This window comes from Nocardioides sp. Soil777 (genome assembly GCF_001428425.1).
GTDB lineage: Bacteria > Actinomycetota > Actinomycetes > Propionibacteriales > Nocardioidaceae > Nocardioides > Nocardioides terrigena.
Window position 1 is genome coordinate 232,209 of sequence record NZ_LMSN01000017.1, and the last position, 12,917, is coordinate 245,125.

Genomic DNA, 12,917 nt, shown 5'->3' on the forward strand with positions numbered 1-12,917 from the left:
GGTCGTGTACTTCACCGATCGCGGCATCGAGGAGCTCGACAAGCGCCGGGGTGACGAGGAGGTCACCCTGGCGTGGGTCGCCGACCAGCTGCAGGCCTTCGTGGACCAGCACCCGGAGTTCGAGACACCCATCGAGCGGCTGGCCACCTGGCTGGCCCGCCTCGACGACCCGGAGGACTGAGCCTCCGGGTCACCCGGTCACTCGTCGGCGTCGCGCCGGGCGCGGCGTACGGACTCGCGGATCTCGAACACCTCGGTGCCGAAGGTGCCGACCGCCCGGGCCACGTCGCGCACCGCGCCGGTGATCACCGTGGCCACCGTCCCCACCGCGGTGGCCGCGGCCTCGACGGTGTCCTGGAGCGCGTCCTTGGTGATCTCGCCGTTGCTGAGCCGCTCGTGGTCCATGCCGACCAGTGTCGGGCGACCGCGGGCGGCGCGGCAAGCGGCGCCGGATCGTGGGACGTCGGGCCCGGGCGCTGGTCTACGATCGGGCCCATGGTGGGGGTCGTCGAGTCGCGCGGCGAGGCGGTCGACGACTCGCGCAAGGCCCGCAAGGAGCGCACCCGGCGCGCGATCCTCGACGCGGCCCTCGGGCTGACCGCCGACACCAGCCTCGTCGCGATCTCCCTGCGCCAGGTCGCCAAGGAGGTCGGCATCGTGCCGACCGCGTTCTACCGGCACTTCGACTCGGTCGAGTCGCTGGGTCTCGCCCTCGTCGACGAGAGCTTCGTGTCGCTGCGCGAGCTGCTGCGCGACGTCCGGACCCGGGCGCCGGAGTTCGCGGACCTCATCGACGAGTCGATGGTGGTGCTGGTCGCGCACGTGCGCGACCACCCGGCGCACTACTCGTTCATCGCCCGCGAGCGCATGGCCGGGCCCGTCCGGGTCCGTGACGCGATCCGGCACGAGATCGAGCTCATCACCCGCGAGCTCGCCACCGACGTGGCCCTGCTGCCCGGGACCGGGTCGTTCTCCCCCGCCCACCTGCACCTGCTGGCGGACCTCATCGTGTCGTTCGTCGTCACCACGGCCGAGCGGCTCGTCGACGACCCGGCCGCGGAGGACCGCATCCTGGCCGACACCCGCACGCAGCTGCGGATGCTCCTCATCGGTGCGCTCAACTGGCGCTCACGGCGCTGAGTCCTCTGGCAGCATCGGGTCATGGGACTCGCCACCGACCTCGACTATCGCCACCGTCCGGCCAACGCCGCCCAGCGCCTGGTGCAGGCCTTCGGGTCCAGCCGGCCCGGCGCCTGGGTCTTCTCCCGCACCCTGCGGCACCTCGACACCGCGGTCGCCCGGGTCTCCCGCGGTCGCCAGAGCGCCCCCCAGCTGCTCGCCGGGCTCCCGGTCCTCGACCTCACCACGACCGGTCGCAAGTCGGGCCAGCCTCGCACCAGCCACCTGATCTCCATCCCCGTGGGCGAGGACCTGGCGCTCCTAGGCACCAACTTCGGGCAGCCGTCCACGCCGGCGTGGGTGCTCAACCTCGAGGCGGACCCGCACGCGACGGTCACCTACCGCGGTCGCACGCTGCCCGTCGTCGCCCGGCCGGCGACCGACGCCGAGCGGGCCGCGGTGACCGAGCGCTCCCGCGGGATCTACGGCGGCTACGAGAAGTACCAGCAGCGCATCAACGGGCGTCGGGTGCGGATCTTCGTGGTCGAGCGCGCGACCTGAGCGCCCTGCCTGCTCAGGTCCCCGTGCGGGGCACGACCGGCCGCACGGTCACCTCGGGGATCGTCGCGTCCGACGGCAGGTCCAGCACGTGCAGGATCGTGTCCACCACGGTGTCCGGCGAGATCCAGCGCGACGAGTCGTAGGTCCGGCCCTCCTGCTCGTGGACCTTCTCCTGCATCGGCGTCGCGGTGCGGCTCGGGAACACGGTGGACACGCGGACCCCGTGCTCGACCTCCTCGGCACGCAGGGCGTCGGCGAGGGCCCGCAGCCCGAACTTCGAGGCGGCGTACGCCGACCACTCGGCGCTCGCCGACAGCCCGGCCGAGGAGTTGACGAAGACGACCGTGCCCCGGGCCTCGCGCACGTGCGGGAGGAACTCGCGGGTGAGCACCGCCGGCGCGGTGAGGTTGACGGTGACCTGCTCCTCCCACTGGTGCAGGCGCAGCCGCGACACCGGTGCGAGGTCGACGACGCCCGCCACGTGGACCAGCGAGTCGAGGGGTCCGTCGACCTGGCGGCCGAGGCCGTTGATCGTCCCGGGGTCGGCCAGGTCCGCGACGACGTACGCCGCGCGGGGCAGGTCGGCGCGCATCTGCGCGGCCCGCTCCTCCGAGCGCGCCAGCAGCACCAGGTCGTCGCCGCGCTCGGCGAGCCGGCGGGCCAGGACGAGCCCGATGCCCGACCCGGCGCCGGTGAGGAGGTGCCTCACCGCTCGAAGACGATCTTGCCGAAGACGTCACCCGCCGCCATCGCGGCGAAGCCGTCGCGGGCGTCGGCCATCGGCAGGGTGCGGTCGACGAGGGGGCGGGTGCCGGTGGCGTCGAGCAGGTTGACCAGCGAGGCCAGCTCCGCACGGGTGCCCATCGTGGAGCCGATCACCTGGAGCTGGAGGAAGAAGATGCGGGTGAGCTCGGCGTCGTCGAGCTGCGGTCCGCTCGTCGTCCCGCTGATGACCACCTTGCCGCCGGGGCGCAGCGACCGGATCGAGTGCGACCACGTGGCGCGGCCGACGGTCTCCATCACGGCGTCGACCTTGACCGGCAGGCGGGCGCCGGACTCGAAGACCTGGTGGGCGCCGATCTCCAGCGCGCGCTGCCGCTTGGCCTCGTCGCGGCTCGTGGCCAGCACGGTGAGGCCACCCGCACGCGCGAGCGTGATGAGTGCGGTGGCCACGCCACCGCCGGCGCCCTGCACGAGCACGGTGTCGCCGGGCTTGAGGCCGCCCTGGGTGAAGAGCATCCGGTAGGCCGTGAGCCAGGCCGTGGGGAGGCATGCGGCCTCCGCGAAGCTCATCGACGCCGGCTTGGGCACCAGGTTGCCGCGCGGCACGACCACCTGGTCGGCAAAGGTGCCCTGGTGGCGCTCGGACAGCAGCGAGCGACGCGGGTCGAGCGTCTCGTCCCCGGACCACGCGGGGTCGCTGATCACCGCGTGCACGACGACCTCGTTGCCGTCCTCGTCGAGGCCGGCGGCGTCGCAGCCGAGGATCATCGGCAGCGCGTCCTCCTTGAGCCCGACGCCACGCAGCGACCACAGGTCGTGGTGGTTGAGGCTGGCGGCCTTGACGGTGACGGTCGTCCACCCGTCGGGCGGGGTGGGATCGGGTCGCTCCCCCACCACCAGGCCGCTGAGCGGGTCGTCGGAGCTGAAGGACTCGGCGTAGACAGCGAACATGTCCCGACCCTAGCGGGGCACGACGCAGGAGTGCCTCGCGTGGGTCGGGAGGTTGAGCAAGCCTGCGGCCGAGCCTGCGAGGGCGCAACGGCGCGCCGAAACCATGGCTAGCGGGGGCCCTCCGTGCCGAGCCCCAGCGTCCGGAGCCCCAGCAGGTCCACGCTCCGGGCGTGGTTGCTGAGCACCACCACCGCCGTACGCCGCGTGGGCACGAAGCCGGCGAAGGAGCGGAAGCCGCCGGTGCCGCCGTTGTGCCACCAGAGCGGGTCGGGCCCGTCGTTGCGCAGCCACCCCAGCCCGATGGGCTGCCGGCCCTCGACCCGGGGCTGCTGGGTGAGCCGGACGGCGTCGGCCAGGGGCGTGGAGTCGGGCTCGAGCTGGGCCGCCAGGTAGCGGAGCACGTCGTCCGCGGTCGAGCGCAGCGCGCCGGCCCCGGGCAGCCCGTCGAGGGGCCAGGACGCAGCCGGTCTGCGTCGGCTGCGGTGCCCCGGCGCGAGGCGGGCCCGCTGCTCGTCGGTCAGCCGGTCGTGGGTGGCGGTGTCGACGAGGCCCAGCGGGCGACAGACGCGCTCCTCGACCAACGCGGCGTACGACGTGCCCGCGGCGTGGGCGAGCGCCTGGCCGAGGACGCCGACCCCGAGGTTGGAGTAGTGCACACCGCCGGTCCCGGGGGTGCGGGCCAGGGTCGCGCCGGCCAGGGCCGCGAGGAGCCCGTCCGGGGTGAGCCGGGCGTAGGGGTCGCGCCCGCGCAGCATCTCCACCGACCCCCGCAGCAGTGGGATGGGCGCGTTCGGCAGTCCCGAGGTGTGCGTCGCCAGGTGGGCGAGCGTGATGTCGGCGCCGTCGCGGGTCGGGACGACGGTGCCGGGCGGGAGCAGTGCCCGCACCGGGTCGTCCAGCGACCACTCCCCGCGCACGACGCCGTCGGCCAGCAGCAGCGAGGTGAAGGTCTTGGTGATCGAGCCGATCTCGTGGAGGGTGCGTCCGTCCGGGTCCGGCCCACCGTGGGCCCGCCCGACCACGGTCGTGTCGTCACCGCGACGTACGCCGACGACCAGGCCGGCGCGGCGTCGTACGGCCCGCTCCACCAGCTCCTCGATCTCGCGCACCCGCTCAGGGTAGGGAGCGAGGCGAGGACCGCTCAGCGGCGCGCGACCCCGTCGCGGCGGGCGGCCGTGGCGACGGCCTCGCGGACGGCCCCGGGCACGCGCGGGTCGAACGGCGACGGGATGACCAGCTCCTCGGTCAGGTCGTCGCCGACCAGGTCCGCGAGCGCGTGGGCGGCGGCGAGCTTCATCCCCTCGGTGATCGCCGTGGCGTGCACGTCAAAGGCACCGCGGAAGATGCCCGGGAACGCCAGCACGTTGTTGATCTGGTTGGGGTAGTCCGAGCGACCGGTGGCCACGACGCGGGCGTACTTGTGGGCGAGGTCGGGGTGCACCTCGGGCGTGGGGTTGGCCAGTCCGAAGATGATCGCGTCGGGCGCCATGCTCGCGACGATCTCCTCGGGCACCGATCCGCCCGAGACGCCGATGTAGACGTCCGCGCCGGCCATCGCGTCGGCCAGGCTGCCGCTGCGGCCGAACTTGTCGGCGGTGTCGCGGGCCAGGGCCGCCTTGACGGGGGTGAGGTCCGAGCGCCGGGAGTTGAGCACCCCCTGGCGGTCGATGACGGCCAGGTCCTCGACGCCGGCCTCCAGCAGGATGCGGGCCACGGCCACGCCCGCGGCACCGGCACCGGAGATCACCACGCGGGTGCCCTCGGCGGTGCGACCGGTGAGGCGCAGGGCGTTCTTGAGGGCGGCCAGCACGACCACCGCGGTGCCGTGCTGGTCGTCGTGGAAGACGGGGATGTCGAGCATCGCCTTGAGGCGGTCCTCGATCTCGAAGCAGCGGGGGGCCGAGATGTCCTCGAGGTTGATCCCGCCGAAGCTCGGCGCGAGCCGGGCCACGGTCTCGATGATCTCCTCGACGTCGGTGGTGTCGAGGCAGATCGGGACGGCGTCCACGCCACCGAACTGCTTGAAGAGGACCGCCTTGCCCTCCATCACCGGCATCGCGGCGGCCGGACCGATGTCGCCCAGGCCCAGCACGGCGGTGCCGTCGGTGACGATGGCGACGACGTTGGGGACCCAAGTGTAGTGCTGGGTCATCGAGGGGTCCGCCGCGATCGCCTCGCAGACCCGGGCCACGCCCGGCGTGTAGGCCAGCGAGAGCTCCTCGCGCCCGGTGAGGGCGACCGTGGACACGGTTTCCATCTTGCCGCCCACGTGGAGGTCGAAGACGGGATCGCCGGCGTGCGGGTGCTGCGGTTCCATGCCGCGATACTGGCACAGCTCAGCGAGGCGTCAGGTGCCGTCCCAACCGTGGGGAGGGCCACACCCGGGCCAGCACGACGCCGCGCACGTCGGCGTCGGCCACCGGACCGCGGTGGCGGGAGTCCACTCCCTGCGCCGGGTTGTCGGAGAGCAGCCACCACCCGGGATCCCCGGTGCGCAGCTCCCGGCGCTCCGCGGCCCGCTTGACGGCTAGCGTGCCGTCGGCGAATCGGGCCACCACCAGCGCGCCGACACCGGGCACGGCGGCGTACCGCACGAGCAGCCGGTCCCCCTCGCGCAGCGTCGGCTCCATGGAGCGGCCGCGTACGACGACCATCCCCATCACGCCGCCGAGCAGGCCTGTCAGCGCCTCACCCGCACGGGCGAGACCCGCGTTCCGGGGTGTCCTCACGCGGAGTAGTGTCGCAGCGAACCGACCTCACACCCTTCGAGAGGACTGCGATGCTCCCCCAGCTCTTTGCCCGTACCGTCGAGGTCTCGGCGCACTGCGACCTGCCGTGCGGCGTCTACGACCCCGCCCAGGCCCGCATCGAGGCCGAGTCGATCAAGGCACTGATCGGCAAGGTCGCCGACAACGACGACCCCGACTTCCGCACCCGCGCGATCCTGATCAAGGAGCAGCGCTCGGAGCTCGTCAAGCACCACCTGTGGGTCCTGTGGACCGACTACTTCAAGCCCCCGCACTTCGAGAAGTACCCCCAGCTGCACACGCTGGTCAACGAGGCCACCAAGCTGGCCGGCGCCTCGGGCACCAAGGGTGAGCTCGACGCGGCCAAGGCCGACGAGCTGCTCGCCAAGATCGACGAGATCGCCGAGATCTTCTGGGAGACCAAGAAGGCCTGAGCAAGCTCAGTCCTTCTTGATCCTCACAGCGGGGCCCATCGCCACATCCGTGGCCGTGGGCCCCGTTAGTGTGTCTCCACCCCCCAGCCCTCGACCCCAGGACGGGACCCCCACGCTGATGGCCAGTCACGACAATCCCGACGGCCGGGCCGACGTCGAGCTCCGGCTGCCCGCCGACGGCGCCTACGCCTCCGTGCTCCGGACGACCACGGCCGGGTTGGCCGCCCGCCTCGACTTCACCATGGACGACATCGAGGAGCTGCGGATCGCCGTCGGCGAGGCCCTGGCGCTGGTGCTCCCCGAGGCCGACCCCGGGGCCGACCTGACCTGCCGCTTCCACCTCGGAGCCGGGACCATGACGGTGCAGGTCGAGACCCGGGCGAGCGACGACCCCCAGCCGGACTACGACAGCTTCGCCTGGCAGGTCCTCGACACGCTGGCCTCCGAGGCCGCGGTGGAGTCCGCCGGCGGCGTGTTCGCGGTGCGCTTCACGATGTCGACCCAGGTGGGGGCCACCGGGACGGCCGACGACACGGCGGGCGCCGACCGCTGAGATGACTCACGACACCACGGGGGACGGTGCGGTGGACGGGGACACCACTGGACCGACGGACATCGCGCCGACCAGCAGCGCACCGACGCGCGTCGAGGTGACGCGTGCACGCAGCGCGGAGCTGTTCCGCGAGATGCGCGACCACGACGCGTCGCACGCGTCCCGCGCCACGGCCCGCGACGGCCTGGTGCACCTGCACCTGCCGCTGGTCGAGCACTGCGCACGCCGCTTCCGCAACCGCGGGGAGCCGCACGAGGACCTCGTGCAGGTGGGCACCATCGGGCTGATCAAGGCCGTCGACCGCTTCGAGACCGACCGCGGCGTCGAGTTCTCGACGTACGCGACGCCCACGATCATCGGCGAGATCAAGCGTTACTTCCGCGACAAGGGCTGGGCCATCCGGGTCCCGCGCCGCCTGCAGGAGCTGCGCATGCAGATCGGCACGGCGACGGCGGAGCTGACCCAGAAGCTCGGCCGCTCCCCCACGCCCCGCGAGCTGGCCGAGGCCATCGGCTGCACCGTCGAGGAGATCATCGAGGGGATGGAGTCGAGCAACGCCTACTCCACCTTGTCCCTCGACGCGTCCGACAGCTCCGACGACGGACCGCCGAGCATGCTGGACACCCTCGGGGTCGACGACGAGGGCCTCGAGCACGTCGAGATCCGCGAGTCGATCAAGCCACTGCTCGAGGGCCTCGGTGCCCGGGAGAAGCGCATCCTGCTGCTGCGCTTCTTCAAGAACATGACGCAGTCCCAGATCGCCGAGGAGATCGGGGTCTCGCAGATGCACGTGTCCCGCCTGCTCACCAAGACGCTCACCCAGCTCCGCACCTCGCTCGAGGCGGAGTAGCCCGGCCGAGCGGGCCGCTCAGCGCTGCGACTCGAGCGCCTCGATGCTCTGCGGGTGCACGATGCCGGCGATGGCGACCAGCGCGACGATCCCGATCACCACGGCGACCAGCGTGGTCTCACCGCCGCGGAGGTTCCACGCGAGGCCGAGCTGGATGAGCTGGGCCAGCAGGATGGGTCCGCGGGCCCAGGCCCCGCCGTGGGTGATCGCCCACGCGCAGACCAGCAGCAGCCCGCCGTACGCCGCGAAGAACAGCGTGGTGGTCAGCCCCATGGTGAGCCGGCCGCCGGTCAGGGAGGCGATCTCGAGGACCGCCAGCAGGAGGATCACGACGCCCTCGAGCGCGGCGAGCGACGCCGAGGTCACGAGCGGGGCGGGGCTGGCGGGGCGCTGCGTCACCCCGACAGCCTAGGTGGCGACCCCTGTTGTGACGGAAGCGACCATGCAGGGGGTTGTGTTGGGCCCCAACTCTTGCCAGTCTGGGGGGTGCGCTCACGGAGGAGTTCACTTCGTGGTGCCCACAGGTGGGCACTTCCCCGAGCGCCCGGGCTCCGCTGACTGCCCGCACACAGCCACACGCGTGAAGAAAGAGGAACCCCCTGCCATGGATTGGCGCAGCCGTTCAGCTTGCCTCGACGAGGATCCGGAGCTGTTCTTCCCGATCGGCAACACCGGTCCTGCCATCCTCCAGATCGAGGAGGCCAAGCAGGTGTGCCGTCGCTGCGAGGTGCGCGACCAGTGCCTCGCCTGGGCGCTCGAGGCTGGTCAGGACCACGGCGTCTGGGGCGGCCTCAGCGAGGACGAGCGTCGCGCGCTGAAGCGCCGCAACGCCCGCGCCCGCATCCGCACGGCCTGATGGCCTAGGCCGGCAGCTCGATCCGCACCCGGGTCCCGCCGCCGACCGCAGGCCCCATCTCCAGGGTGCCTCCCAGCTCGGACTCGACGAGGGTCCGGACGATGGACAGGCCCAGGCTGGTCGACGCGGCGAGGTCGAAGCCCTCGGGCAGCCCGCGGCCGTCGTCGGAGATCGTCACCACCAGGCGTCCCGGCGCCGTGACGGCCTCCAGCTCGATGGTCCCCTCGCGCGCCGAGGCCGGGTCGGGGTAGCCGTGCTCCACGGCGTTCTGGAGCGCCTCGGTGATGACCATCGCCAGCGGCGTGGCCGTCTCGGAGGCCAGGACGCCGAAGCTGCCACGGCGTACGACGCGGACGGCGGCCCCGACGACCGCGACGTCGGTCACCATGCGGCCGAGGCGGTCGGCGATCTCGTCGAAGTCGACGTGCTCCTCGACCGCCTGGCTCAGGGTCTCGTGGACGATCGCGATCGAGCCGACGCGGCGTACGGCCTCCTCCAGCGCGGCCCGCGCCTCGGGCTGCTGGATCCGACGCGCCTGGAGCCGGAGCAGTGCGGCCACGGTCTGCAGGTTGTTCTTCACCCGGTGGTGGATCTCGCGGATCGTGGCGTCCTTGGTGACCAGCTCGCGGTCGCGCCGCCGCAGGTCGGTCACGTCACGGAGCAGCACCAGCGCCCCGATCCGCTCCCCCGTCGGCCGCAGCGGGATGCTGCGCAGGATGAGGCTGACCTGGTCGGTGCCGACCTCGGTGTCCCGGTCGGCGCGCCCGGAGAGCACGACGCTGAGGGTCTCCTCGTCGGGGCGGCGTCGCGGCGGCACCAGCTCGCGGGTCAGGTCGGCCAGCACGAGGTGGGTGAGGTCCCCGCTGAGCCCCAGGCGGCGGTAGACCGACAGCGCGTTGGGACTGGCGTAGACGACCCGGCCGGCGTCGTCGAGGCGGATGAAGCCGTCGCCGACCCGCGGGGAGTCGGCGTGGTCGCTGCGCTGGCCCTCCTGGGGGAACCACCCGCCGGCGATCATCTGGGTCAGCTCGGCGGCGGTCTGGAGGTAGGACAGCTCGAGGCGGCTCGGGGTGCGGACGCCCAGGAGGTTGGTGTTGCGGGCGACCAGGGCGATGACCCGGTCGCCGCGGCGCACGGGGATGACCTCGACCCGCACCGGCACGTCGTCGCGCCACTCCGGGTCACCCTCGCGCACCAGCCGCCCGGTCGCGTGCGCCTCGTCGAGCATGCGGCGCCGCCCCGCCGGGATGAAGGTCCCCAGGACGTCGTCGGTGAGCGCGGTGGGACCGGTGGTCGGGCGCATCTGGCCGCCCGCCCAGAACCCGCGCCCGTCCCGGTCGGGCAGCCAGAGGACGAGGTCGGCGAAGGACAGGTCCGCGATGATCTGCCAGTCCGCCATGAGCCGGTAGAGCCAGGCGACGTCGGCGTCGTCGAGGTCGGTGTGGGCTCGGGCGAGCTCCTGGAGGGACGGCACGGGCACAGCCTAGGTGCCGGGGCCGGGCCGGTTCGCCGTCGTCGGAGGCGGCTGGCAGGATGGCCCGCATGCCCACCGGCTACTGGCAGAGCGTCGTGAAGCAAGGCCTCGAGGTCCCCTCCGACCGCCCCCTCGACGACCTCACGGCAGAGCTGACCGCGATGCTGGGGTCCCCCGATCCCGAGCAGCGCGACGGCATCGCCTATCCCGCGCTCGCGACGTGGGTCGACCGCGGCGTCTACGACGACCTGCTGGTCGGGCTGGGCGACGGGATGGCCGCGGGCCTCACCGTCGGCCTCGGCGAGGACGGCACCGACTCGGTGTTCCGCCGGGCCTTCTCGGTGCTCGTGCTGGCCGAGTGCCTCGAGCGCGGCACCGGGCAGCACCTCCTGACCTCCGGCAAGGTCCTCCAGTGGGGCGACCAGATCGCGACGTGGTACCTCCGGGAGCGCGACACCCGCGGCTACGTGCCCACCAAGGGCTGGGCGCACACCGTGGCCCACGGCGCCGACGCGATCGGGGTGCTGGCCACCTCCCCGCACCTCGCCGCCAACGAGCTGACCGTGCTCCTCGACGTGCTGGCCGACCGGCTGCTCGCCCCCGGCACCGGGCTGCTGACCTGTGGGGAGCCCGACCGGATGGCGCTGGCCACGATGCAGGTGCTGCGGCGCAACGTCGTGAGCCTCAAGGTGCTCGAGCCGTGGATCAACCGGATCGCCGCCGCGGCCTCGTCGCTGGGCAGCACCCAGGACCGCGACCCGTTCCTCGACAGCGGCAACCCCCAGGCGTTCCTGCGAGCGCTCTACCTCCAGCTCAGTCTGGCCGCCGACCCGCCGCAGGTGCGCCCCGACCTCATCCTGGTGCTCGTCGAGGTGCTCCGCGCGACCAACCCGCACTATCTCGGTCCGCACCACCCCGCGTGAACTAGCCTGCGCTCCATGAGCGACGAGACCACAGCCACCGAGACGCCCGCCGCCGGACGGGGGGCCCACCAGCCGGGCGACGAGATCGCCGGGCACAGCGGCGAGCTGGCGGTGGCCGCCGCCCGGGCCCACGGCGTGGAGACGATGTTCACCCTCTCCGGCGCCCACGTCTTCCCGATGTACGACGGCGCGGTCAAGGCCGAGCCGCCGATGCGCCTGCTGGACGTGCGCCACGAGCAGACGGCGGCGTTCGCGGCGGAGGCGACCGGCAAGCTGACCCGGGTGCCCGGCCTGGCCGTGCTCACCGCCGGTCCCGGCGTCACCAACGGCGTCTCTGCGATGGCCCAGGCCCAGTTCAACGGCTCCCCCATGGTCGTGGTCGGCGGACGCGCCCCGGCCAACCGGTGGGGCTCCGGCGCCCTCCAGGAGATCGACCACCTGCCGATCGTCGACTCCATCACCAAGCAGGCCCGCACGCTGCACACCGCCGCCGAGGTCGCGACCGGGATGGACGACGCCTTCACCGTGGCGCGCTCGCCGCACCGCGGGCCGGTCTTCGTCGACATCCCGATGGACGAGTTCTTCAGCTCCTCGACCGGCCCGGCCTCCGCCGGCGCCCCGGCGCCCCGGCTGGAGCCCGACGGCGACGACCTCGCGGCCGTGGCCACGGCGCTCGCCGCGGCCACGCGGCCGCTGCTGATCCTCGGCACCGACGTCTGGGCCGACCGGGCCGAGGAGGCTGCGCTGCGCTTCGTGGAGGCCCTGGGCATCCCCACGATCACCAACGGCATGGGTCGCGGCATCGTGCCCGGCGGGCACCCGCTGCTCGTCACCAAGGCCCGCGGGGCGGCCATCAACGGCGCCGACCTGGTCGTGGTCGTCGGCACGCCGCTCGACTTCCGCCTCGGCTACGGCGTCTTCGGCGGCAAGGACGGCGCCACGCCGGCCCGGGTCGTGCACGTCGCCGACTCCCCCGGCCAGCTCTCCCCGCACGCCACGCTCGCCGCCTCGGTGGCCGGCGACCTCTCGTCCGTCTTCGACGGGCTGCTGGAGCCCGTGCAGCGCGGACGCCGCGGCGACTGGTCGACGTGGGCCTCCGAGCTCGCCGACGTGGTCCGGGCGACGGTCGCGCGCGACAGCGAGATGCTCACCGCCGAGGCCGATCCCATCCACCCGGCGCGCATCTACGGCGAGCTGGTCCCCCGCCTCGCGGACGACTCGGTCGTGATCGGCGACGGCGGCGACTTCGTCAGCTTCGCCGGCAAGTTCGTCGAGCCCAAGCGGCCCGGCGGCTGGCTCGACCCGGGCCCCTACGGCTGCCTCGGCGCCGGGCTCGGCGCTGCCATCGCGGCTCGTCTGGCCCGTCCCTCCGCCCAGGTCACCCTGCTCCTCGGCGACGGCGCCGCCGGCTTCTCGCTGATGGACGTCGACACCCTGGTCCGCCACGACCTGCCCGTCGTGATGCTGATGGGCAACAACTCCGCCTGGGGGCTCGAGAAGGGCCCGATGCAGATGCTCTACGGCTACGACGTGGTGGCCGACCTCGCCCAGCGCACGGCGTACGACCAGGTCGTCAGCGCCCTCGGCGGCGCCGGCGAGACGGTGACCGACCCGAAGCAGATCGGTCCGGCCCTCGACCGGGCGTACGCCGCGGGCGTGCCCTACCTCGTCAACGTCATCACCGACGTCGAAGCGGCCTACCCGCGCAGCACCTTCGGCATCTGAG

General features: G+C 73.1%; 17 protein-coding genes. 9 read left to right on the forward strand and 8 right to left on the reverse strand.

Features of this window, described 5'->3' with window-relative positions; genetic code table 11:
* Positions 1–4: 4 nt before the first annotated feature.
* Positions 5–181: a DUF6104 family protein gene (locus ASG88_RS23570; RefSeq protein ID WP_199907450.1), complete on the forward strand. Its 177-nt coding sequence runs from the start codon at positions 5–7 to the stop codon at positions 179–181.
* Positions 182–198: 17 nt separating this feature from the next.
* Here the strand turns inward: ASG88_RS23570 and ASG88_RS16315 are convergent, their stop codons facing one another.
* On the reverse strand, positions 199–405 hold the full coding sequence (locus ASG88_RS16315) for a hypothetical protein (protein WP_056888492.1): 207 nt from the start codon (positions 403–405) through the stop codon (positions 199–201).
* A gap of 90 nt (positions 406–495) precedes the next feature.
* Here ASG88_RS16315 and ASG88_RS16320 point away from each other — a divergent pair, with 90 nt between their 5' ends.
* Together ASG88_RS16320 and ASG88_RS16325 are read left to right on the forward strand one after the other, a co-directional pair.
* A complete protein-coding gene (locus tag ASG88_RS16320; RefSeq protein WP_056888493.1) occupies positions 496–1,140 on the forward strand; it encodes a TetR family transcriptional regulator in 645 nt (214 codons plus the stop codon).
* A 21-nt stretch (positions 1,141–1,161) separates the two neighbouring features.
* Positions 1,162–1,680, forward strand: a complete 519-nt coding sequence (locus tag ASG88_RS16325; protein WP_056888494.1) for a nitroreductase family deazaflavin-dependent oxidoreductase — start codon at positions 1,162–1,164, stop codon at positions 1,678–1,680.
* 13 nt (positions 1,681–1,693) lie between these two features.
* On the opposite strand, the gene ASG88_RS16330 is transcribed toward ASG88_RS16325, so the two are convergent.
* The 5 genes from ASG88_RS16330 to ASG88_RS16350 form a co-directional block, all read right to left on the reverse strand.
* Positions 1,694–2,389, reverse strand: a complete 696-nt coding sequence (locus ASG88_RS16330; RefSeq protein ID WP_056888495.1) for an SDR family oxidoreductase — start codon at positions 2,387–2,389, stop codon at positions 1,694–1,696.
* Positions 2,386–3,354, reverse strand: coding sequence for a zinc-binding dehydrogenase (locus ASG88_RS16335; protein ID WP_056888496.1), 969 nt, complete (start codon positions 3,352–3,354; stop codon positions 2,386–2,388). The genes ASG88_RS16330 and ASG88_RS16335 overlap by 4 nt, the downstream gene beginning before the upstream one ends.
* A 107-nt stretch (positions 3,355–3,461) precedes the next feature.
* On the reverse strand, positions 3,462–4,463 hold the full coding sequence (locus ASG88_RS16340; protein WP_056888497.1) for a serine hydrolase domain-containing protein: 1,002 nt from the start codon (positions 4,461–4,463) through the stop codon (positions 3,462–3,464).
* Positions 4,464–4,495: 32 nt separating this feature from the next.
* Positions 4,496–5,671, reverse strand: coding sequence for an NADP-dependent malic enzyme (locus tag ASG88_RS16345; RefSeq protein ID WP_082600572.1), 1,176 nt, complete (start codon positions 5,669–5,671; stop codon positions 4,496–4,498).
* 19 nt (positions 5,672–5,690) lie between these two features.
* Positions 5,691–6,083: a S24/S26 family peptidase gene (locus ASG88_RS16350; RefSeq protein WP_235534885.1), complete on the reverse strand. Its 393-nt coding sequence runs from the start codon at positions 6,081–6,083 to the stop codon at positions 5,691–5,693.
* 50 nt (positions 6,084–6,133) lie between these two features.
* Here ASG88_RS16350 and sodN point away from each other — a divergent pair, with 50 nt between their 5' ends.
* From sodN to ASG88_RS16365, 3 genes are all read left to right on the forward strand, one after another.
* Positions 6,134–6,535, forward strand: coding sequence for a superoxide dismutase, Ni (gene sodN, locus ASG88_RS16355; RefSeq protein WP_056888499.1), 402 nt, complete (start codon positions 6,134–6,136; stop codon positions 6,533–6,535).
* 118 nt (positions 6,536–6,653) lie between these two features.
* Complete coding sequence (locus ASG88_RS16360) at positions 6,654–7,088, forward strand: hypothetical protein (RefSeq protein WP_056888500.1); 435 nt, start codon at positions 6,654–6,656, stop codon at positions 7,086–7,088.
* Positions 7,089–7,185: 97 nt separating this feature from the next.
* Complete coding sequence (locus tag ASG88_RS16365) at positions 7,186–7,938, forward strand: RNA polymerase sigma factor SigF (RefSeq protein ID WP_235534886.1); 753 nt, start codon at positions 7,186–7,188, stop codon at positions 7,936–7,938.
* A gap of 18 nt (positions 7,939–7,956) precedes the next feature.
* On the opposite strand, the gene ASG88_RS16370 is transcribed toward ASG88_RS16365, so the two are convergent.
* Positions 7,957–8,337: a hypothetical protein gene (locus tag ASG88_RS16370; RefSeq protein WP_056888501.1), complete on the reverse strand. Its 381-nt coding sequence runs from the start codon at positions 8,335–8,337 to the stop codon at positions 7,957–7,959.
* 205 nt (positions 8,338–8,542) lie between these two features.
* Here ASG88_RS16370 and ASG88_RS16375 point away from each other — a divergent pair, with 205 nt between their 5' ends.
* Positions 8,543–8,794 (forward strand): WhiB family transcriptional regulator, encoded by a 252-nt coding sequence (locus ASG88_RS16375; RefSeq protein ID WP_056888502.1) that lies wholly within the window; start codon positions 8,543–8,545, stop codon positions 8,792–8,794.
* A 4-nt stretch (positions 8,795–8,798) separates the two neighbouring features.
* Here the strand turns inward: ASG88_RS16375 and ASG88_RS16380 are convergent, their stop codons facing one another.
* Positions 8,799–10,268: a sensor histidine kinase gene (locus tag ASG88_RS16380; RefSeq protein WP_056888633.1), complete on the reverse strand. Its 1,470-nt coding sequence runs from the start codon at positions 10,266–10,268 to the stop codon at positions 8,799–8,801.
* 68 nt (positions 10,269–10,336) lie between these two features.
* Here ASG88_RS16380 and ASG88_RS16385 point away from each other — a divergent pair, with 68 nt between their 5' ends.
* Together ASG88_RS16385 and ASG88_RS16390 are read left to right on the forward strand one after the other, a co-directional pair.
* Positions 10,337–11,191 (forward strand): DUF2785 domain-containing protein, encoded by an 855-nt coding sequence (locus ASG88_RS16385; RefSeq protein WP_056888503.1) that lies wholly within the window; start codon positions 10,337–10,339, stop codon positions 11,189–11,191.
* Between the two features lie 15 nt (positions 11,192–11,206).
* Positions 11,207–12,916 carry an acetolactate synthase gene (locus tag ASG88_RS16390; RefSeq protein WP_082600573.1) on the forward strand — a complete coding sequence of 570 codons (1,710 nt, stop codon included), beginning with the start codon at positions 11,207–11,209 and terminating at the stop codon, positions 12,914–12,916.
* Position 12,917: the final 1 nt, after the last annotated feature.